Annotated in this window: 19 protein-coding genes and 1 other annotated feature; of the genes, 7 read left to right on the top strand and 12 right to left on the bottom strand. The window is 63.9% G+C overall.

The genetic code is table 11. The features are described from left to right. Nucleotides 1-193 precede the first annotated feature (193 nt). A complete protein-coding gene (gene uvrA, locus OSH12_RS03915) occupies nt 194-3,121 on the top strand; it encodes an excinuclease ABC subunit UvrA (RefSeq protein ID WP_266342179.1) in 2,928 nt (975 codons plus the stop codon). Nucleotides 3,122-3,374: 253 nt separating this feature from the next. Here uvrA and OSH12_RS03910 read toward each other — a convergent pair whose 3' ends face one another. The 6 genes from OSH12_RS03910 to OSH12_RS03885 form a co-directional block, all read right to left on the bottom strand. Further along, the gene (locus tag OSH12_RS03910) at nt 3,375-3,680 is read right to left on the bottom strand and encodes a hypothetical protein (protein ID WP_266342178.1); all 306 of its coding nucleotides are present in this window, start codon (nt 3,678-3,680) and stop codon (nt 3,375-3,377) included. Beyond that, nucleotides 3,677-4,516, bottom strand: coding sequence for a DUF2092 domain-containing protein (locus OSH12_RS03905; RefSeq protein WP_266342177.1), 840 nt, complete (start codon nt 4,514-4,516; stop codon nt 3,677-3,679). Before OSH12_RS03905 ends, OSH12_RS03910 begins: the two co-directional genes overlap by 4 nt. A gap of 189 nt (nt 4,517-4,705) precedes the next feature. Next, nucleotides 4,706-5,725, bottom strand: coding sequence for an ABC transporter permease (locus OSH12_RS03900; protein WP_266342176.1), 1,020 nt, complete (start codon nt 5,723-5,725; stop codon nt 4,706-4,708). 19 nt (nt 5,726-5,744) lie between these two features. Beyond that, nucleotides 5,745-7,283 (bottom strand): sugar ABC transporter ATP-binding protein, encoded by a 1,539-nt coding sequence (locus OSH12_RS03895; RefSeq protein ID WP_266342175.1) that lies wholly within the window; start codon nt 7,281-7,283, stop codon nt 5,745-5,747. A 325-nt stretch (nt 7,284-7,608) separates the two neighbouring features. Further along, nucleotides 7,609-8,568: a substrate-binding domain-containing protein gene (locus OSH12_RS03890; protein WP_266342174.1), complete on the bottom strand. Its 960-nt coding sequence runs from the start codon at nt 8,566-8,568 to the stop codon at nt 7,609-7,611. A gap of 249 nt (nt 8,569-8,817) precedes the next feature. After that, a complete protein-coding gene (locus tag OSH12_RS03885; protein WP_266342173.1) occupies nt 8,818-9,771 on the bottom strand; it encodes a DMT family transporter in 954 nt (317 codons plus the stop codon). Nucleotides 9,772-9,798: 27 nt separating this feature from the next. On the opposite strand from OSH12_RS03885, the gene OSH12_RS03880 reads away from it, so the two are divergent. After that, nucleotides 9,799-10,356: a helix-turn-helix domain-containing protein gene (locus tag OSH12_RS03880; protein WP_266342172.1), complete on the top strand. Its 558-nt coding sequence runs from the start codon at nt 9,799-9,801 to the stop codon at nt 10,354-10,356. Between the two features lie 41 nt (nt 10,357-10,397). Here OSH12_RS03880 and OSH12_RS03875 read toward each other — a convergent pair whose 3' ends face one another. Further along, nucleotides 10,398-11,213 carry an aminoglycoside phosphotransferase family protein gene (locus OSH12_RS03875; protein WP_266342171.1) on the bottom strand — a complete coding sequence of 272 codons (816 nt, stop codon included), beginning with the start codon at nt 11,211-11,213 and terminating at the stop codon, nt 10,398-10,400. A gap of 150 nt (nt 11,214-11,363) precedes the next feature. Between OSH12_RS03875 and OSH12_RS03870 the strand changes: the two genes are divergently transcribed. The 3 genes from OSH12_RS03870 (at nt 11,364) to OSH12_RS03860 (ending at nt 14,063) form a co-directional block, all read left to right on the top strand. Beyond that, on the top strand, nt 11,364-12,146 hold the full coding sequence (locus tag OSH12_RS03870) for an LOG family protein (protein WP_266342170.1): 783 nt from the start codon (nt 11,364-11,366) through the stop codon (nt 12,144-12,146). A gap of 132 nt (nt 12,147-12,278) precedes the next feature. Further along, nucleotides 12,279-12,905 carry a LysE family translocator gene (locus tag OSH12_RS03865; RefSeq protein WP_266342169.1) on the top strand — a complete coding sequence of 209 codons (627 nt, stop codon included), beginning with the start codon at nt 12,279-12,281 and terminating at the stop codon, nt 12,903-12,905. Nucleotides 12,906-12,947: 42 nt separating this feature from the next. Then, complete coding sequence (locus OSH12_RS03860; RefSeq protein WP_266342168.1) at nt 12,948-14,063, top strand: winged helix DNA-binding domain-containing protein; 1,116 nt, start codon at nt 12,948-12,950, stop codon at nt 14,061-14,063. Between the two features lie 31 nt (nt 14,064-14,094). Here the strand turns inward: OSH12_RS03860 and OSH12_RS03855 are convergent, their stop codons facing one another. After that, nucleotides 14,095-14,427 carry a hypothetical protein gene (locus OSH12_RS03855; protein ID WP_266342167.1) on the bottom strand — a complete coding sequence of 111 codons (333 nt, stop codon included), beginning with the start codon at nt 14,425-14,427 and terminating at the stop codon, nt 14,095-14,097. A 136-nt stretch (nt 14,428-14,563) separates the two neighbouring features. After that, entirely contained in the window at nt 14,564-16,045 is a 1,482-nt protein-coding gene (locus OSH12_RS03850) for a SulP family inorganic anion transporter (RefSeq protein ID WP_266342166.1), read from the bottom strand. Nucleotides 16,046-16,114: 69 nt separating this feature from the next. Further along, nucleotides 16,115-16,170, bottom strand: a sequence feature (sul1 is cis-regulatory element that is thought to sense ions involved in sulfur or methionine metabolism; They are found in Alphaproteobacteria). A gap of 186 nt (nt 16,171-16,356) precedes the next feature. Between OSH12_RS03850 and OSH12_RS03845 the strand changes: the two genes are divergently transcribed. Beyond that, complete coding sequence (locus OSH12_RS03845; protein ID WP_266342165.1) at nt 16,357-17,133, top strand: VOC family protein; 777 nt, start codon at nt 16,357-16,359, stop codon at nt 17,131-17,133. Between the two features lie 8 nt (nt 17,134-17,141). On the opposite strand, the gene OSH12_RS03840 is transcribed toward OSH12_RS03845, so the two are convergent. From OSH12_RS03840 to OSH12_RS03830, 3 genes are read right to left on the bottom strand one after another with little or no spacing between them, the layout of a single operon-like run. Next, on the bottom strand, nt 17,142-17,546 hold the full coding sequence (locus OSH12_RS03840) for a VOC family protein (protein ID WP_266342164.1): 405 nt from the start codon (nt 17,544-17,546) through the stop codon (nt 17,142-17,144). A gap of 32 nt (nt 17,547-17,578) precedes the next feature. Continuing rightward, on the bottom strand, nt 17,579-18,358 hold the full coding sequence (locus tag OSH12_RS03835) for a slipin family protein (RefSeq protein WP_266342163.1): 780 nt from the start codon (nt 18,356-18,358) through the stop codon (nt 17,579-17,581). Then, nucleotides 18,355-19,764, bottom strand: a complete 1,410-nt coding sequence (locus tag OSH12_RS03830) for an NfeD family protein (protein ID WP_380223722.1) — start codon at nt 19,762-19,764, stop codon at nt 18,355-18,357. The genes OSH12_RS03835 and OSH12_RS03830 overlap by 4 nt, the downstream gene beginning before the upstream one ends. Before the next feature lie 293 nt (nt 19,765-20,057). Between OSH12_RS03830 and OSH12_RS03825 the strand changes: the two genes are divergently transcribed. Then, complete coding sequence (locus OSH12_RS03825) at nt 20,058-20,804, top strand: DUF2189 domain-containing protein (protein WP_266342445.1); 747 nt, start codon at nt 20,058-20,060, stop codon at nt 20,802-20,804. Nucleotides 20,805-20,912 lie beyond the last annotated feature (108 nt).

Raw genomic sequence — 20,912 nt, 5'->3', positions numbered from 1 at the left:
GGGTCTTGGGCCACTGAAATCCAGATGTTCTCTTTTTGTTCTAGACAATCGCATTCAAACTGGCAAGATCCCGTCAGGTGAATCAACCGAATGCCGCGACAATCCGGACCTTCTCCTTGTATGGAAGGGCCGACAGCCTAAATTTGGGCCTTGGTGTCTCGACGCCGGCCCCTTCCATTTGGACAGACGACACATGGCTCAGCATGATGACGCGCGGCTTCCCGGCGCGAGTTCCGGCAAGTTTATCTCCGTCCGGGGTGCGCGCGAGCATAATCTGAAGAATGTCGACATCGACATTCCGCGCGACAAGCTGGTGGTGCTGACGGGCCTGTCCGGATCCGGAAAGTCCTCGCTCGCCTTCGATACGATCTATGCCGAAGGGCAGCGCCGCTACGTCGAAAGCCTTTCGGCCTATGCGCGCCAGTTCCTGGAGATGATGCAGAAGCCGGACGTCGACCAGATCGATGGCCTGTCGCCTGCCATCTCGATTGAGCAGAAGACGACCTCGAAGAACCCGCGTTCGACCGTTGGCACGGTCACCGAGATCTACGACTACATGCGCCTGCTGTTCGCTCGCGTCGGCATCCCCTATTCGCCGGCGACCGGCCTGCCGATCGAAAGCCAGACGGTTAGCCAGATGGTCGATCGCGTCATGACGCTGCCGGAAGGAACGCGGCTGTTCCTGCTCGCGCCGATGATCCGCGGCCGCAAGGGCGAATACAAGAAAGAGCTGGCCGAGCTGCAGAAGAAGGGTTTCCAGCGCATCAAGCTGGACGGTGTCTTCTTCGAGATCGACGAGGCGCCCGTCCTCGACAAGAAGCTGAAGCACGACATCGACGTCGTCATCGACCGGATCGTCGTGCGCGGCGATATTTCCGCCCGCCTGGCCGACAGTTTTCAGACCGCGCTGGAACTCGCCGACGGCATCGCGATCGCCGAATATGCCGATGAGAAGGACGACAAGGGCAATGAGCGCCGCGTCATCTTCTCGGAAAAGTTCGCCTGCCCGGTTTCCGGCTTCACCATCACCGAGATCGAGCCGCGGCTGTTCTCGTTCAACAACCCGTTCGGCGCCTGCCCAACCTGCGACGGGCTCGGTTCGGAGCGCAAGATCGACCCCGATCTGGTGATCCCGGACGGCTCGGTTTCGCTGAAGCAGGGCGCCGTCGCGCCCTGGGCCAAATCGTCATCGCCTTATTATGCGCAGACGCTGGAAGCGATCGCCCGCCACTACGAATTCAAGATGACCGCGCCTTGGGATGAGATCCCCGAGGAGGCGAAGAAGGCAATTCTGTTCGGCACAGGCAAGGGTGAGATCGAGTTCGTCTATAATGACGGCACGCGCTCCTACAAGACGCAGAAGTCGTTCGAGGGTGTCGTCACCAATCTGGAACGACGCCTGCGCGAGACGGAGTCCAATTGGGCGCGCGAGGAGATCGAGCGCTATATGGGCTCGACGCCGTGCAAGGCCTGCGGCGGCATGCGGTTGAAGCCGGAAGCGCTGGCGGTGAAGATCGCCGGAAATCACATCTCGCAGATCTCGCAGATGTCCATCCGCAACGCCTACAAGTGGTTCGAGGCGCTGCCGGCTGAGCTGAACGACAAGCAGAACGAGATCGCCGTCCGCATCCTGAAGGAAATCCGCGAGCGGCTGTCCTTCCTGGTCGATGTCGGCCTCGATTATCTGATGATGGCGCGTAATTCCGGCACACTGTCGGGCGGCGAAAGCCAGCGTATCCGCCTCGCTTCTCAGATCGGCTCTGGTCTGACCGGCGTGCTGTATGTGCTGGACGAGCCGTCGATCGGCCTGCATCAGCGCGATAACGAACGGTTGCTCGAAACGCTGCGCCATCTGCGCGACATCGGCAATACGGTGCTCGTCGTCGAGCATGACGAAGACGCGATCATGACGGCGGATTTCGTCGTCGATGTCGGCCCGGCTGCGGGCATCCACGGCGGTCACATCGTCGCCAAGGGAACGCCGGCCGAAGTGATGGCCAATCCGAACTCGCTGACTGGCAAGTACCTTTCCGGCGAGCTTTCGGTCGAAGTGCCGGAAGAGCGTCGCGCCATCTCCAAAAGCCGAAAAATCAGTGTGATCGGGGCGCGCGGCAACAATCTGAAGAACATCTCGGCCGATATTCCGCTGGGCACCTTCACCTGCGTGACGGGCGTTTCCGGCGGCGGCAAGTCGACATTCCTGATCGATACGCTATATGCCGCCGTGGCGAGGCGGCTGAACGGCGCGCATATTCATCCCGCGCCGCATGACCGCATCGAAGGCCTGGAGTTCATCGACAAGATCATCGATATCGACCAGTCGCCGATCGGCCGCACGCCGCGCTCCAACCCGGCCACCTACACCGGCGCTTTCACGCCGATCCGCGAATGGTTCGCCGGCCTGCCGGAAGCCAAGGTGCGCGGCTATGGTCCCGGCCGCTTCTCGTTCAACGTCAAGGGCGGCCGTTGCGAGGCCTGCCAGGGCGACGGCGTGATCAAGATCGAGATGCACTTCCTTCCCGACGTCTACGTCACCTGCGAAGTCTGCAAGGGCAAGCGCTACAGCCGTGAAACCCTGGACGTGAAGTTCAAGGGCAAGTCGATCGCCGACGTGCTCGACATGACGGTCGAGGAGGGCCACGAGTTCTTCCAGGCGGTGCCGAGCATTCGCGACAAGATGGCGACGCTGCAGGAAGTCGGCCTCGGCTACGTCAAGGTCGGCCAGCAGGCGACGACGCTTTCCGGCGGCGAGGCGCAGCGCGTCAAGCTCGCCAAGGAACTGTCACGCCGGGCCACCGGCAAGACGCTTTACATCCTCGACGAGCCGACGACGGGCCTGCATTTCCACGATGTCGCCAAGCTGATGGAAGTGCTGCATTCCCTCGTCGACCAGGGCAACACCGTCGTGGTCATCGAGCACAATCTCGAAGTGATCAAGACGGCCGACTGGATCATCGATATCGGCCCGGAAGGCGGCGACGGCGGCGGTGAGATCGTGGCGACCGGCACGCCGGAACAGATCGTCAAGGAACCGCGCAGCTACACCGGGCACTTCCTCAAGCCGGTTCTCGAAAAGGCCCGCGCCGCCAACCGCAAGCGCAAGGCAATCGCCGCCGAATAAGCATTGATTCATCAATCCCCTCACCCTGCCCTCTCCCGCAAGCGGGCGAGGGTTTCGGCCGACGACCTCCAGCGAGTGTTCCAACAAGCGCAGGCGAACCCCCTCTCCCGTGCGCGGGAGAGGTCGGGGTGAGGGTCTGTTCGGACTGAAATGCGGAATGCTATCGGCTGAGCCAGAAGGCCCTCGTCCAGTCATGCTGAGGAGGCCCGCAGGGCCGTCTCGAAGCACGTCGGGCCACATTCAAAGCCGCCCCTTACGGGCAGCGCCAGATCATGCGGCCATAGGCGTCGACGACCTGGTAGCAGCCAACGCGGGGCGCCGCCACATAGGCGCCGGCGACATAGGCCCCGCCCACCACCGCGCCACCAACCACGGCCCTTCGCGTCGTACGACGCGCAACACCCGCATAGCTGAGCGGCGTCAGCGGCCGGCCGATGCGAGCCTCGGCCTGGCTGATCGCGGTAATCGGCGACGTCCACGACGTGCCCTCGCCTGCGAACAGGCCAGCGATGATCGCCAGCGCCAGCCCGAGCCGGCGCAAACTGAGGATACGGGTCATTTCGGTTCTCCCACCGTGGCACCCGAGGGTAGTTCATCGACATGGGCCAGCGCCTTGAGCTCGACCTGCTTGGCGCCGGATGGCGGCGCGAAGGTGAAGGCGGCGGCCGGGAAGGATTCGCCGCTCTGCCAGTCGGTCAACTGGACCGAATATTGCGGCGCTCCGCCGACCGTCTTGCTGGTGATCACCAACTTGCAGGGGATCGGCCGCTCGCCGCTCTCGACCCAGAGCTGCCAGTCCGTATCGTGATTGCGGAAGGCGACGTGCTCGCAGTCGACGCCGCCGACGACGGCGGGACCGATATATTTCGCCTCGATCACATCGGCCATCAGCGCTTCGAACGAATCCGTGGTCAGGAGGTCGGCCGCCGGCAGGTCCTGCATCCATTCGCTCCGCAGCCGTTCGACGACGTTGTCGATCGATCCGGTCGCCGGCTCGACGGCATACGTATCGGAATCCTTGTCGAACACGGTCACGCTCTTGCCGTCATAGACCAACTCGACATTGGCATAGCCGCCGGTGCGGCTGACACGGAACTTGTCGGGACGGCTGAGCGACGCCTTGCCGGAGCTGTTGAACTGAAGCTTCTCCATCTGCGGCGTGACGACTTCCAGTTCGCTGTCATAGGAGAGCGTGAGGTCTTTCTCGCTGCTGACATAGGTCGCCATGCGCTTGACGATTTCGATCGCCTGCTGACGGTTCTGTTCGGCATTCGCCGCGGCGTCCTGGGCCTCTGCCGGGGCGCCAAATGCCAACATTGTTGCGAAGCCTGCGGCCAGCGCCATCCCCCGATGGCGCCACAAACCCCATGGCGGCGTGAGTGCATGCATGAGCATTGCTTCCTCCTCTGGACCGGCTGAGAGCCATATGGCGGCGGGATGCTATCACGAGTTGTGAGGCGATCGTGTTCGATATCTCGTGATCGCCCCTACGGCAGCAGACTGGAAATGCGCGCCCGGGAAATGCAAATGGCCGCGCAGTGCGCGGCCATTTTTGTTGAAGGATTTGAACCGCCCGGACTCTGCCTACGCCTTGCGGCGACGCGACTTTGCAAACGTGTCGAAGGCGACCGCCAGCACGATGATCACGCCGATGATGATCTGCTGGATGTAGGACGAGACGTTCATCAGCACGAGGCCGTTGAGCAGGACGCCGATCAGGATCGAACCGATCACCGTGCCGAAGATCGTGCCGGCGCCGCCGAACAGCGACGTGCCGCCGATGACGACCGAGGCGATGACGGTCAGCTCATAGCCCGTGCCGGCGACCGCTTCAGCCGAGTTCAACCGCGCCGACAGGACGAAGGCGCCGAGGCCTGCGAAAAAGCCCATGATGACGTAGACGCTGCAGATCACCCAGTTGACGTTCAGCCCGGATAGTCGCGCCGCCTCCGGATTGCCGCCAACGGCGTAGACCTGCCTGCCATAGCGCATGTAGCGCAGCGCGATATGGGCGAGCAGCGCCGCGACCAGGAAGATGATGACCGGAACCGGGACGGGGCCGATCTTGCCCTGGCCCCACCAGGTGAAATCGGGCTGGAAGCCGGAGATCGGGCCGCCGGCCGCGAACAGCAAAGCCGCGCCGCGAAACACCGACATGCCGCCCAGCGTCACCACGAAGGGCGGAACCTTCAGCTTGGTGATGGCCAGGCCCTGCAACAGGCCGCCGCAGATGCCGACGGCGATCGCCGCCAGCGCCGCGAGCTCCCAGCCCCAGCCGATAACGCCCTCGCCCACGGTGAAGCGATCCTGCATGCCGCCTTTGGCGACGGCGGCGGCGACCAGGCCGGCAAAGGCCAGCAGCGAGCCGATCGAAAGATCGATGCCGGCCGTCAGGATGACGAAGGTCATGCCGATGGCGAGCAAGCCGGTGATCGACACCTGCCGCATGACGTTGAACAGATTGATCGACGACATGAAGCGCGGTTCCAGCACCGCAAAGATGATCATCAGCGCGACCAGGAAGATCAGCGGCGCGAACCGCGCCAGCATTCCGAACCAGTCGAAACGCGCGCTTTCCGCCGTTACTCGTTGTGCGTCCGTCATTACCGTATCCCTTGTCTTGTCACGCAGCTCGGCTGGCGGCGCTGAGCGTCATCATGGTCATGAGTTTTTCCTGGTTCGCGTCGGCGCGCATCGTCTCGCCGGTGACGCGCCCTTCGCGCATCGTGACGATCCGGTCGGCGACCGCGAGAACCTCTGGAAGTTCGGAGGAGATGGCGATCACGGCGATGCCGGATTTCGCCATCTCGAAAAGCAGATTGTGCACCTCGACCTTGGCGCCGATATCGATGCCGCGCGTCGGCTCGTCGACGATCAAGACCTTGGGCCGCAGCGCCAGCCAGCGGGCGAGAACCACCTTCTGCTGGTTGCCGCCGGAGAGATTGCCGACAGCCTGGTCGGGGCTCGCCATGCGGATGTTCAGAAGCTTGCGGTATTCCTCGACCATGTCGCGTTCCTTGCGCTCGTCGACGAACACACCGAAGCGACCGAGGCGGTCGAGGGCCGCGATGGAGAGATTGCTGCGGATCGCCTGCGCCAGGAACAGCGCCTGCTGCTTGCGATCTTCCGGCACAAGGCCGACGCCGCGCCGGATGGCGTCGCGCGGCGAGCGGATGTCGACCGGCTCGCCATCGATCAGCACCCGGCCGGAATCGAACGGATCGGCGCCGAAGATCGCACGCGCCATTTCGGTTCGCCCGGCGCCGACCAGCCCGGCAATGCCGAGGATCTCGCCACGCCGCACATGCAGCGTCACATCCTTCAGTTCGGTCGCATGCGGGTCATGCGCGGTGCGCAGCCGGGTCAGCCCCTCGACGGCAAGCGCGATGGGACCCACCTCGCCGGCCTCGCGGTGGGCATAGAGCGCATTGACCTCCCGGCCGACCATCAGGCGGATGATGCCGTCGATCGTCGTCTCGGCCACCGTGCCGGCGCCGACATTGCGGCCATCGCGCAGCACGGTAAGGCGATCGCAGATCTCGATCACCTCCTCCAGCCGATGGGTGACGAAGATGATGGAAATGCCTTCCGACTTCAGCTGGCGGACGATGCGGAACAGCTTTTCCACCTCGGCCGAGCTCAGCGCCGAAGTCGGCTCGTCCATGATGATGATGCGCGACTGCATGGAGAGCGCGCGGGCAATCTCGACCATCTGCTGCTCAGCGACGGACAAGTCGCGCACCAGCGTCATCGGGCTGCGCTCAAGGCCGATGCGGCGGATCAGCTTCAGCGTCTCGGCTTCCATCTTCGGCCAGTTGATGAAGAAGCGCGGGCCGGGCTCGCGGCCGATGAAGACGTTCTCGGCGATCGTCATGTCGGGCGCGAGCGTGAATTCCTGGTAGATCGTGACGATGCCGAGCTTTTGGGAATCCTGCGGCGTGCCGAGCGTGACTTCCTGCCCGTCAAAGGAAATGGTGCCGCGATCCGGCGATTGCGCACCGGCGAGGATCTTCAGCAATGTCGACTTGCCGGCGCCGTTTTCACCGAGCAGGGCGTGGATTTCGGCGGAGGCGACCTCAAGATCGACGCCGTCGAGCGCCTTGACGCCGGGAAAGCTCTTGGCGATGCCGGTCATCTTCAGCAGGGGTTTCGGATCGGTCATCAGTCTTCGCTTGCGATGGAGAAAGGGAATCGCCTGCCCCACCGGCGCGGGCAAGGACGAGATCGAATAAGCGGCGCGGACATGCTTCGGCACAGCGGCCGGCGGGATCCGGCAATTTCAAAGGCGGGGCACCGGAGTGCCCGATATCCGTGCCGCAGCTGTCGATTGACAGACGCTGTCATGCAACCGCTTTGAAAACCGCCTCGCTCCGGAAAGCAGGCGGCGTAAACGGCAGGTCCGACAGGGCCCGAATACGAATGGCGGCAACAGGCGCGGCGAAGGCGCTCCATGCCAGCGGCACGGAGCGCCTTGCCTGAATGCTGGACTACTTCAGTTCGCCGAGACGCTCGGAAACGTTGAGGTTTTCCTTGGTGATCGCCACCGGCGTCAGCAGGGTCAGCGGTTCGGCGGGCTTCTTGCCGTTCTTGATGAAGTCGACAAGCATGTCGACGCCCATGGCGCTCTGCTTGCCCGGGAACTGCTCGATGGTGGCCGTCAGGCCGCCGTCACGCACCTGGCCGAGAGCTTCCGGCAGAGCATCGAAGCCGATGATCGCGATGCCCGAAAGGTTGCGGCCCTTGACGGCTTCCATCGCGCCGAGCGCCATGTCGTCATTGGCGGCCACGATGACCTGCGGGGCTTCCTTGAGAGCGGAAAGCGCGGCTTCCGTCACCGAAAGACCCTTGGCGCGGTCGAAGCCGGCCGTCTGCTCGAAGACGATCTTGTACTTGTCAGCCTGCTTGTCGAGGATGTTGTGCAGGCCCTTGTTGCGATCGATCGCCGGCGAGGCGCCCGACTGGCCCTGCAGGTTCACGATGTTCGCGCCGTTCGGGTAGAGCTTCAGGATCAGCTCGGCCTGGGCCTCGCCACCCTTGACGTTGTCGGCGCCGATATGGCCGAGAATGCCCTCGACCTGCGCGACGCGACGATCCACGGTGACAACCGGGATGCCGGCCTCGACGGCCTGCTGCAAGGCCGGGGCCATGGCGTCGACTTCGTTCGGGCTGATGACGATGCCCTTCACGCCGCGGGCAATAGCCGCTTCGACGTCGGCCGTCTGCTTGGGCGAGGACACCTGGCCGTCGCTCTCGATGGCGGTGACGCCCTGCTTCTCGGCCTCAGCCTTGAACGCGTTCATCATGTGGACGAAGAACGGGAACGTCAGACCGGGGACCGAGGTCAAGATCTCGATCTTGTCCTGGGCAAGTGCGGGCGCCGGTGCAGTCGACATCGCGGCGAGCGAAATCGCGCCGGCAGCGAGCAGAGACCTTGCGAAATTCGACATGTTGTTTCCTCCCATGCCCTCTTTAAAACGGGGCTAAAGATGAGCATGGCGCAGGTTGATCCGGCGCACAAACGAAATTATGCACTTTGCACGCGTCGTTCATAAGGCCTGCACGGGCCGCTACGTCAGGAGCGAGACGCCGCAGGGTCAAGAGGCCAGATCGGGCGACCGACTTCTTGATCCGGCGCCGTTCAGCCCCTTCGAACGCTACGGCACAGTACCGCGCGCCGCGCCTCGGACGGCGCCCAATCAGATCTCCGCCTGCGACGGCTCAACGTGATTGGCGAGAGGCTGGGTGCGGGCCGTCTTGCGCTGGCTCCGTCGACCTGGCCGCCATTCGCTGACAAGGACGCCGACGACGATCAGCCCCGCGCCGACTATCGCGAGAGCCGGCAGCCTGTCTCCCGCCAGTCGTCCGATAAGACCTCCCCAGACAGGCTCGCCGGCATAGATGACGGTCGCCCTCGTCGGCGAGACGGTCTTCTGCGCCCAGTTAATCGAGAATTGGATGAGCGCGCTGGCGACGGCCAAGCCGATGACGCAGGCAAACAGCGTCCAGGAGAATTCGGGCAATGCCTCGCCGGCGACCGGCATCAGGACCAGCGAAAACATGCCGGCGGCGAGAAGCTGGACGATGGTGATGCGGCGCGTATCGACCCTGCCGGCATAACGGCCCACCAGGATGATCTCGACCGCGATCGCGACCGCACCGAGCAGCGTCGCCACCTCGCCCTTGCCAAGCGCGACACTGCCTGCCGCCGGCCCGGCCAGCAGAAGCAGGCCGACAAAGGCAAAGGCGATCCCGACCCAACTCATCGGATGCGGCGCCCGCCGCAGGACGAACCACTGGAGAAACGGCACCATCGGCACATAGAGCGCGCTGATGAAAGCCGACTGGCTGCTGGTGATCGTCTGCAAGCCATAGGTCTGCAGCGCATAGCCGAGGAAAATCGCTACGCCGATCGAGAGGCCCGCCCGGAACTCCAGCCGGGTGAGGCCGGCCATGCTTCGCCGGAACAGCAGCAGCGTCAGCAAGCCGGCGGCGACAAAGCGCAGGCCGACGAAAAACAACGGGCCGCTATGGCGCATGGCAATATGCACCACAAGGAACGTCCCTCCCCAGACCATCGTGATGGCGACGAGAAGGAGTTCCTGCCGTGACAGGGAGAAGGGAATCTTGCGGAAACCGGAAATGTGCACCATAGTGCGCATACCCATATGAGCAATATAATGCACAATCAACCCCCGCGAAGCGATGTGCTATCGCATGTCGGCCGCAACCTGCGCCTGTTGCGGCAACGGGCCGGCATGAGCCAGGCAGCGCTTGCCGATGCGTCCGGCCTGAGCCGCCGCATGATCGTCAATGTCGAGGCGGGCGACAAAAACATCAGCCTTTCGAGCCTCGATCGCCTGGCCGAGGCGCTCGGGGTTGGCTTCGTCGACATCGTCAGCGATCCCGAAGCGGAGACCCGCCGCATTGACGCGCTGGTATGGCGCGGGGAGGATCCGGCCAGCATCGGCATGATCCAGGCCAGCACACCGGCCAGAAAAGAAGCGCAACTCTGGTCCTGGTCGCTGGGCGTCGGAGATCGCTATGCCGCCGAACCCGATCCGGATGGCTGGCATGAAATGATATCCGTCGTTCAGGGCCGGCTTCGGGTCACCTTGGCCGAAGGGCCGCTGACCATCGAGGCTGGCGATTATGCGGTTTACAGCAGCGCCCAGCCTTACGCCTATGAAAACGTCGCGACCGAGATCACCCGCTTCGTCCGCGTTGTGGTCAGCTGAGCCTTCGGCTTACGCCCCAGGATACGCATGCGGCAGCGTCTCTACCCTGCCTGGATCTCGATGAGCGCAATTTCGGCGACGGCGAGGGCCATCGTCGGATCGCTGCCGTCACCAAGATGCCAGGCGGCCGAGAGGCCGGCATAGGCAAGGATCCACCGCAGCAACCGCGACCGATCGAGGCCTGCCGCCTCGGCGACGACATCCGCCTGTCGCGCCAGGCGGCCCGGAGCCAGGGCAATCGTCGCATCGGGATTGCAGAAGATGTTGGCGAAGTCGAACCCGCGCTCGCCGACCAGCCGTTTCGGATCGATGGCGAGAAAGCCGCGGTCACCGCCATCGAGGACGTTTTCGTGATGCAGGTCGCCATGCAGCACGCGCACTTCGCGCGGAGTTTCCAGCAAAGCGCGGGCGGCGACGGCGCTTTCTTCGAGCACCCCGCCATGCGCCTGTGCCGCCGGCCAGAGCTCGCGAAACCGGAGGTCGAGCGGCGTTGCTTCCGGCAGGGCGCCGGGGCGGGGCGCATGTAGCCGGGCGGCGACATCGCAGAGGATGCGGCTTGCCGCGTCGTCCTCGCCGTTGCGCGCCATGTCGGAAAGCCTGAGCGGGCCTTCGGCGCGCTCCATCAGCAGCGCGTCTCCCTCATGCGCCACCACGCGCACGGCGCCCTCGCCGTCCCACCAGAGCATTAATAGCCCGCCGAAGCGCTCCTCCTCGGCATGCGAGACCTTCAACATCAGCGACTCGTCATTCCGGCGCACCGGCAACAGGCGACTGGTGTGCGTGACGATTGGCTCGCCATCGGCCGCGAGATTCCAGCGATGCAGGAAGGGCTCGAAATCCCTATCTAACCTCGACATAGCAGCGCTCCCTCCGTCCGCGCCGTGCCCTGGGCCAATCCCGGACTCTCCGGCAAAAGCCTGGCCGCGACGACCCCGCGCAGGCGACACCCTACCGATTATTGCCGCATCGCGGCATAATCCACGCTCGATTCAGAAAACGATGGCGATATGACCGATAGCATTCCAGTTACCCCGCAGATGAGCTCCCCCTCCTACCGTCTGCCGGCCCTCGACCAGGACTTCCTGCTCAGCGATTCCATGCGCGGCGTACGGTTCATGTTGGAATACAGCAAGGCCGAGGAGGCATTGCGGCTCTGGGGCGTGCGCTCGACGATCGTGGTTTTCGGCAGCGCCCGCATCCATGAAGGTGGCGCCGGCCATCATGCCCGCTGGTATGACGAGGCGCGCGCGGTCGGCCGCATTGTTTCCGAACGCGGCGGCGCGCTGGTCTCCAACGGCACGTTTCGCGACAACGTCATCGCGACAGGGGGCGGCCCCGGCATCATGGCGGCGGCCAATCGCGGCGCGTCCGATGTCGGCGCCCCCTCGATCGGCTTCAACATCACCCTGCCCCACGAACAGGAGCCGAACAGCTATTCGACGCCGGAACTCACCTTCCGCTTCCACTATTTCGCCATGCGCAAGATGCACCTCGCCATGCGCGCCAATGGGCTGGTTGTGTTTCCGGGCGGCTTCGGAACCTTCGACGAGATGTTCGAGATTCTGACGCTCCGCCAGACCGGCAAGGCGCCGCCGATCCCGATCATCCTGTTCGACAGCGCCTACTGGAAGAAGGTCATCAATTTCGAGGCGCTGGTCGAGGAAGGCGTGATTTCGGCCAAGGACCTGACCCTGTTCGATTTTGCCGAAAGCGCCGAAGACGTCTGGGCGAAGCTTTCGGCGGCCGGCGTCGGCCTGCATGAGGGCGAACAGGCCGGTAGCGGTCTCTAGGAACAGTCCCGTCGCCGGAGCGCGGCTCTTGCCGCCCCGGCGACGGGCGCTCTACTCTCCAGGCCGCATCCATGTCCTAGTCCAAGCCCAATCCGAGCGCGGATCGACCGCCTCGTCCGCCGAGGAACCGTCATGACGCCGTTTGCCGCGCTGTTCGCGATTCTGGGAGCGTTGCTGATCGGCGCGATCAGCCCGGGCCCGAGCTTCGTCTTCGTGGTTCGAACCGCCGTCGCCCAGTCGCGGGCGGATGGCCTCGCGGCGGCGGTCGGCATGGGAGTCGGCGCGGCGCTGTTTGGAGCGCTTGCCCTGCTCGGCCTGCGAACATTGATGAACGAGGCCGCCGGCCTCTACATGGTGCTGAAGATCGCCGGCGGCGTCTATCTCCTCTATCTCGCCTACAGGATCTGGTGCGGCGCCAAGCAGCCGGTCGAAGTCGCCCGAAACGGCACCGGGGGAGGCTCCAACCTTGGCCGCTCGTTCGGGCTGGCCTTGGCCACCCAAATGAGCAATCCAAAAATCGTCGCGGTCTTCGGCGCGGTGTTCGCCGCCCTGCTGCCGGCAGAGCGGCCGCTCTGGCTCGACCTCGCTCTGCCCGCTCTGATCTTCGTGCAGGAGACGGCGTGGTATGCCCTCGTCGCCTTCGCCTTCTCGTCGTCGCGACCGCGTGCGCTCTATCTCGGCGCCAAGACCTGGATCGACCGTTTTGCCGGCGCGGTCATCGGCGCGCTCGGCATCCGCCTGATCCTTGAAGCCCGCTAACGGATCGCTAACGGCGCGCTAACAGCGAGGACGTCGAAAAGCATGGCAGCGGAACCCACCATCCTCTCGCGCCGCGCGCTCAACCGGGCGCTGCTGGCACGTCAGATGTTGCTGGCCCGAGTTCCGCTTCCGGCCTCGACGGCCATCGAGCGGCTGGTCGGGCTGCAATCGCAGATCCCCGGCAATCCCTATCTCGGGCTCTGGTCCCGTTTGGAAGGGTTTCGCGCCGAGGAAGTGTCCGAACTGACGGAAGCGCGAAAGCTCGTTCGGATTGCGCTGATGCGAGGAACGCTGCACCTCGTCTCGGTCGCCGACGCCGCCCAATTGCGCCCCGTCATGCAGAAGGTTTTCGAGCGCAACATGACACCGGGCAGTGTCTATGGCCGCGCCTTGGCCGGGCTCGACATGGACGCTCTGCTTGGATTGGGAGAGAAAATCCTTGCGGAAAAACCGCGCTCCAACAAGGCTTTGGAGGCGGAACTTGCGCCACACTTCCCCGGCCGCGACGGCCATGCGCTGTCCCAGGCGGTGCGGGCGATCCTGCCGCTGGTACAAGTGACGCCGCGCGGTCTCTGGCGCCGCAGCGGTCAGGCCATCTCGACGACGCTTCAAAACTGGACTGGGGAGCATGTCTCCACCGATGACAAGCCCGATGCGGTCATCCTGCGCTATCTCGCCGCCTTTGGCCCAGCCTCGACTATCGATGTTCAGGCGTGGTCGGGATTGACGAAACTCGCCGATGCGATGGAACGGCTGAAGCCGCGGCTGGTCGAATTCCGCGATGAGAACGGCAAGGTGCTCTACGACCTGCCAGAGGCGCCAAGGCCACCGGAGGACACGGTCGCGCCGCCGCGTTTCCTGCCGGATTATGACAATGTCATGCTGGGGCACGCCGACCGTAGCCGGATCGTCCATGATGACCACAGGGGTCATTTCATGAAGGAAAACGGGATGATACCGGCTTTCCTTATCGACGGCTTTGCTGCTGGAAGCTGGCGGATCGATCGCGATCGAGACCGGGCGACGCTGCGGATCACGCCACTTATACGGCTCGAGAGCGGGGATAGACAGGCGCTGATGCGCGAAGCCGAAGCCCTGCTCTCCTTCCAGGAAGAAGACGCCAGGACGCGCGAAATCATCTTCGTCGACAGGCCCTGAGGCCTGTCGGCGAAGACCTATTCAGGCAGGATTAGTAGCCGGCCATGCGGCGATACTGGGCCGCGCGGGAGGCTGCCTGCGAGGCGGGAACCAGCGCATAGCCGCGATTGCCCATGCAGGCCTCGGCTTCGCGCAGCGCCGCGTTGTCGCCGGGAGCGCGGACGCAATCAGCGCGGTCGGCGGCGAACTGATCGGCCAAGGCCGGGTTCGCGCGTCCGCTCTGGCCGTCCTTGCGAACCCAGGTCAGGGGCTCGGATACCGGCGAAAGGCCGGGAGGCGCTGATACCTGCCTGGGCTGCGACACGCAACCAGCGAGAGCGACGGCGGCCAGCACGGCGACCAAGGCGGGAATTCTATGATTCATGGGAGGACTTCTCTGTTCAAAGCGTTTCGTTCGGTTGCCGACGCCGGACGCGACGTTGCATAGACGGGGTAAGTTTAGCAGGGTTGTGCGGTAGAAGCGACCAAGGCGCTCGCGATGCAAGGCTGTATTGGAGACCTCAATGGACCGGAGCCGAAACGGTTCCATCCTTGTCGTGCTCGCCGAAGCGTTCAACCATGGTCGAACTCGCGGCATTGAGCCCGACGACATCGACGACCCGGCCACGAGCCCGCGCTTTGAGTACAACGCGATCCAGCGCGGAAATGGCCGAAATGTCCCAGAAATGGGCAGCATGGACGTCGATGACGATCCGGTCCAGATCTTCCTGGAGGTCGATCGACTCGGCAAAGGTGCTGGCCGAAGCGAAGAAGATCTGTCCCTCGACACGGTAGGTTCGCGTCCGCCCATCTTCGGACAGGGAAGACGTCACCCGGCTCAGGCGCGCGACCTTGCCGGCGAAGAAGACGCCGGAAAGCAGGACGCCGACCAGCACGCCCTTGGCCAGATCATGCGTGGCGAACACGGTCGCGACCGTCGCCAGCATCACGACTGACGAAGGCCAGGGATTGCTTCGAAGCCGAAGGATCGAGCGCCAGGAGAAGGTGTTGATCGACACCATGATCATCACCGCCGTCAACGCCGCGACAGGCACGATCGCCAAGAGGTCCTGCATCGCCACCAGCAGCACGAGCAGGAAGGAGCCTGCGACCAGGGTCGACAACCGCCCGCGCGCGCCGGACGAAACGTTGATCACGGACTGGCCGATCATGGCGCAGCCGCCCATGCCGCCGAACAGCGCCGACGCCATGTTGGCGAGGCCCTGCCCCGCGCATTCGCGGTTCTTGTTGCTCGGCGTATCCGTCATGTCATCGAGGATCTGCGCGGTCAGCATCGATTCCAACAGACCAACCGCTGCCAGCGGCAGCGAGACGGGCAGCAGGATGCGCAACGTTTCCCAGGTCCACGGCACATCCGGCAGACCAAAGCTCGGAAGGGTGGACGGCAGCTCGCCAAGATGGGCAACCGTACGCACGTCGATCTTGAAGAGGAAGGCGACCAGCGTCACGACGATGATTGCCACCAGAGGCGACGGCACTGCCCGAGTGAATCGCGGCAGCAGGTAGATGATGGCAAGCCCCAGCGCGATCAGCCCGTAAGTGGCTGTCGGCACGTTTACCAGTTCGGGCCACTGCGCCATGAAGATCAACACCGCCAGCGCATTGACGAAGCCGGTCATCACCGATTGCGAAACGAAGCGCATCAGCAGACCGAGCTTCAACAGCGCCGCGAGGATCTGGAACACGCCCATGAGGATGGTCGCAGCGAACAGGTACTGGATGCCATATTCGCGCACCAGCCCGCCCATCAGAACGGCGGTAGCCGCCGTCGCGGCCGAGATCATCGCCGTGCGACCGCCAGTGAAGGCGATGACGCAGGCGATCACGACCGAGGCGTAGAGGCCAACCTTCGGATCGACGCCGGCGATCACCGAGAAGCCGATCGCCTCCGGGATCAAGGCCAGCGCAACGACCATGCCCGAAAGGATGTCGCCACGCAGGTTGGAAAACCATTCGCGGCGGATGGTGGAAAAACTGTTCATGATGGGATGCTTCGCGGCAGATGCGGAGGGTGCGCTTTCGCGCCAAGAACCGTCCGTGCTTTCAATCTGCGTTGTCCGGCGGATCGGCGGCCGGAAGAGCCACCCGGATTTTCACCGGGTCCAGTCGAGTTCTTTTCTCATATCCCCAGACAGGATGGTGACGCAACAGCATCCGGGCTCGGGCATGAAGTCAGCCTCTCCTTGTTGCGCGCGAAGCACTATCCGTCTGCTGTCCCGGACACGACGACGTGCAATTCCGTCGCTGCGTCATCTCGTGTAAGTTGGCAACTCCGTAACGGAAGGAGGCCGGAATGACCGATCTTGCAAGCCGTTTCGTCTGGTATGAACTGATGACGACCGACACCGCGGCCGCCAGACTGTTCTACGGTTCGGTGGTCGGCTGGGGATCGCGAGATGCCTCGCAGCCCGACATGGCCTACACGCTTCTCACCGTCGGAGAGAGCCCGGTCGCCGGACTGATGGACCTGCCGGAGCAAGCCCGCAAGATGGGAACGCCGCCCGGCTGGATCGGCTACATTTCCGTTGCGGATGTTGACGCTGCCGCCGCGAAGGTGACGAGCCTCGGCGGCGCGGTGCATGTGCAGCCCTCCGAGATCCCTCAGGTCGGTCGCTTCGCCGTCGTCTCCGACCCGCAAAAGGCCGTCTTCACCCTCTTCAGGCCATTGCCACCTGAACAGGCGCCCGAAGAACCCGCCCCGGGCACCCCCGGCTATATCGGCTGGCACGAATACTATGCCGAGGACTGGGAAAAGGCGTTCGACTTCTATGCAGCGCTGTTCGGCTGGCAGAAGGGCGACCCGATGGATATGGGTGAGATGGGCATCTATCAGCTGTTCACGGCCGGTGGCCCGCCGATCGGTGGCATGTTCAACAAGCCACACCACATGCCGCCACCGTTCTGGCTCTTCTATTTCAATGTCGATGACATCGACGCTGCCCTGATGCGGGTCCAAGGCAGCGGCGGCAAGCTGTTGAACGGGCCAATCGAGGTTCCGGGCGGCGATTGGATCGCCCAGTGCAAGGATCCGCAGGGCGCCATGTTCGCACTCGCCGGCAAGCGAGCCTGAGGCCGAACTCAGCCCGCAGCGCCAGAAGCGCGGCTCGCATTGGAAACTTCGATCAGATTGCCGTCGGGGTCGCGGATATAGACGGAGAGGATCGTTCCCATCGCACCAATGCGCGGGACTGGACCGATTTCGATGGGCACACCTATGCGTGCGAGATGCGTCTCGACGTCCTCCAGCGGCGTGCTGGTCAGAAAGCACAGATCCGCCGAACCCGCCGTCGCAAGCCGGGCCTTCGGCTCATACTCATGGCCCACCTCATGGAGGTTGATCTTCTGGCGACCGAAACGGAGCGCCACCCGGTCGGCTCCGAAGGTCTCGACACTCATGCCCAGTGCCTTCTCGTAGAAGGCGCAGGTTTGAGCAATGCTGGCGACCGTCAGCACGAGATGATCCAGATGATCGATCGTGACCATAGCGCTCTCCTACGCTGTCTTGCCCGGTAAGATTATTCTCTTCCGCCCTCTTCCGAAACAGGCGGCCGCCGCCTGAACAGGCCAAGCAGTTCCGTCGGCAGCGGAAATACAATGGTGGAGGTGCGTTCGCTGGCGACGTCATGCAGCGCCGCGAAATAGCGAAGCTGCATGGCCTGCGGCTCCCGCGCCAGGATGCGGCCCGCCTCGACAAGCTTTTCGGCCGCCTGCTGCTCGCCCTCGGCATTGATGACCTTGGCGCGACGCAGGCGCTCCGCCTCGGCCTGCTTGGCGATGGCGCGCACCATATTGTCATTCAGGTCAATGTCCTTGATCTCGATATTGGCGACCTTGATGCCCCAGGTGTCGGTCTGCCTGTCGAGGATCGACTGGATGTCGGCGTTAAGGCGATCGCGTTCGACCAGCATCTCGTCAAGTTCATGCTTGCCGAGCACGGATCGAAGCGTCGTCTGCGCCAACTGGCTGGTCGCGGCCATGAAGTTCTCGACGCGGATGATGGCGCGCTCCGGGTCGAGCACGCGGAAATAGAGCACAGCATTGACCTTCACCGGGACGTTGTCGCGCGAGATGACATCCTGCGGCGGCACGTTGTGGACGATGACGCGCAGATCGACCCGCACCATCTGCTGCGCGAACGGAACCAGGATGATCAGCCCCGGTCCTTTGACGCCGGTGAAGCGACCAAGCGTGAAGACGACGCCGCGTTCATATTCCCGCAGCACCCTGATCGCTGCCAGCAGGAAGATGACCAGGATGAGCAAGACCACCAGATAGGGCACAAGCATCAAACTCATGGACGTTCTCCATCGGGTTCGGCGTTGCGGCCGGTCGTTCGGCGCACCGTCAGGGTGAAACCATCAATCACCGCCACCTCAACCTTATCGCCGGGAAGAAAGGCTTCGCCGCCTTGCGCCCGCCAGCGCTCGCCATGGGCGAAGACGTGGCCCCGGTCGCCGTGCCAGTCGATAACCTCCGCCGGCATGCCCGGCATCGCTTCGCCGCCGACCAGGGCCGGACGTTTGCGGATGCGCCAAAGCGCACGGGCGGTGAGCGCGGAAAGACCGAATACAAGAATGGCCACGCCGCCGACCACCGGCTTCGAGAGGGTGAACCCGGGTTGTTCGACCTTGAACAGCATTGCCGTTCCCAGCAGGAAGGCAACGAGGCCGCCCAGCCCCAGCACGACGGTCGGATTGAAGGCCTCGATGGCAAGGAAGGTCAGGCCAAGCAACATGAGCGCGAGACCGGCATAGTCGATCGGCAACAGGTTCAGCGCATAGAAGCCGAGCAACAGGCAGATGGTGCCGATGACGCCCGGCGCGATCAGGCCGGGGCTCATGAATTCGAAGAGCAGGCCGTAAACGCCGGCGAGCATCAGCAGCACGGCGATGTTCGGATCGGTGATGACGGAGAGAAGGCGGATCAGCCAGCCGGGATCATAGCGGTCTACCGCAATTCCGCGTGTCGCCAGGGTGCGTTGGGCACCGTTAGCAAGTTCGACCGTGCGACCGTCAATCCTTGTCGTCAGTTCCGGTACATCCCGGGCGACGAGATCAATCGCCTTCGCGTCAAGCGCGGCATTGGCGGAAAGGCTCGCTGCCTCGCGCACCGCCTTCTCGCCCCAATCGGCATTGCGGCCGCGCAGTTCGGCGAGGCTGCGGATCAGTGCGACCGCGTCATTCGTCGCCTTGGCGGTCAACGTATCGCCACCAGTGTTTGGCGACGTTCCCTTCGTCGGTTCTCCGCCCTCGCCGCCACCCGGCAACCCAGGAATAGGAGCCCCGAGTTCGACTGGCGTCGCGGCGCCGATATTGGTGCCGGGCGCCATGGCCGCGATGTGGGTTGCGTAGAGGATATAGGTACCGGCGCTGGCAGCATGCGCACCGGACGGCGCGACAAAGCCGATGACGGGCACCGGCGAGGCAACGATATCGACAATGATATCGCGCATGCTGGAGGCAAGACCACCGGGCGTGTTGAGGCGGAGAATCACGATTTCGGCCGATCGCGCCGCGGCTGCAGCAAGGCCTTCCTTCACCGCGCGCGCCGTTGCCGGACCAATCGCACCCTCGATTTCGATCATCAGGCCTGAGGGCAACGGGTTCGCCGCTGTCGGCGCGGGAGGCGGTGAGGCAGCCAGTAGCGAAATCGGAATCGCGGCGGTAACCGCGACGAAAAGGGCCACGCGCGGAAGTTTCACGCTCAGAGCTCCCTCAACAACATATGGGAGCTGCCATTCGGCCCTTCCACAGCATCGACGGGAAAAGAACGGCCGCGCTTACGCAAAATCGTGATCGCGCCACCACCGCTTCCGCGCTATTGTGTCGCGGAGTACATCGGGGCGCTGCGGCCTGCGATCGACTTTGGTCCCGGCGGCGCTGTGATTGCTCAACTTTGGGGGCAGAGCAGGAGAACACGCTCATGGCCGCGCAAATGAGTGACTATTCCACCCACTCGCATCTGATTACCGGCTCGACTTCACCCGACACAGCCATGCCCACGGTGCGGCGCATCACGGTCGCCGATCTCCGGGACGCGATCCGCCTCGGCTGGGAAGATTTCTCGGCCATGCCGACCCACGCAATTTTCCTGGTGGTGATCTACCCGATCGTCGGCCTTCTCATCGGCCGGGCCGTGTTTGGGGCGGACATCCTGCCCCTGCTCTTTCCCATCATGGCGGGCTTCGCCTTGCTCGGGCCGTTCGCGGCGCTCGGCCTGTATGAGCTGTCGCGGCGGCGAGAACAGGGCTTGGACATTTCACTGCCGAAGATACTGGAGGCCCGGCACTCGCCATCCATGCTGGCGATCCTGATGCTCGGCGTCGGGTTGATGGTGGTCTTTTTCGTCTGGATCGCCGTCGCCAACGCCATCTATGTCTCGTATTTCGGCTACAGCCCGGCAGCCTCCATGCCCGATTTCCTGCATCGGGTGCTGACGACACCGGCTGGCTGGGCGCTCGTCCTGGTCGGTAACGGCGTCGGCTTCCTGTTCGCGCTGATGGTGCTGACGATCAGCGTGGTGTCGTTCCCGCTCCTGCTCGACCGCGATGTCGGGCTTGCCCCCGCTATCCTGACATCCATCCGCGCCGTACTCGCCAACCCCGGCGTCATGGCGCTCTGGGGCTTGATCGTGGCGGTATCGCTCGCTGTCGGCTCGATCCCGTTCTTCTTCGGGCTCGCTGTCGTGATGCCGGTGCTGGGCCATGCGACCTGGCATCTCTATCGCAAGGTCGTGGTCTAGCCGCGAGCCACGCAAGGCGGAAGCGCTGCAATCGGGAGTTCAGGCTGGAAGGCCGGAGAGAATGCGCGGCACGCCCCTGCCCCAGGCGGCGGCGTGCCCTTTGAGACC

The organism is Kaistia terrae, from assembly GCF_026344005.1.
Lineage (GTDB): Bacteria > Pseudomonadota > Alphaproteobacteria > Rhizobiales > Kaistiaceae > Kaistia > Kaistia terrae.
Note: the sequence above shows the minus strand (reverse complement) of the source record. Positions and strands in the feature narration are given on the sequence as shown.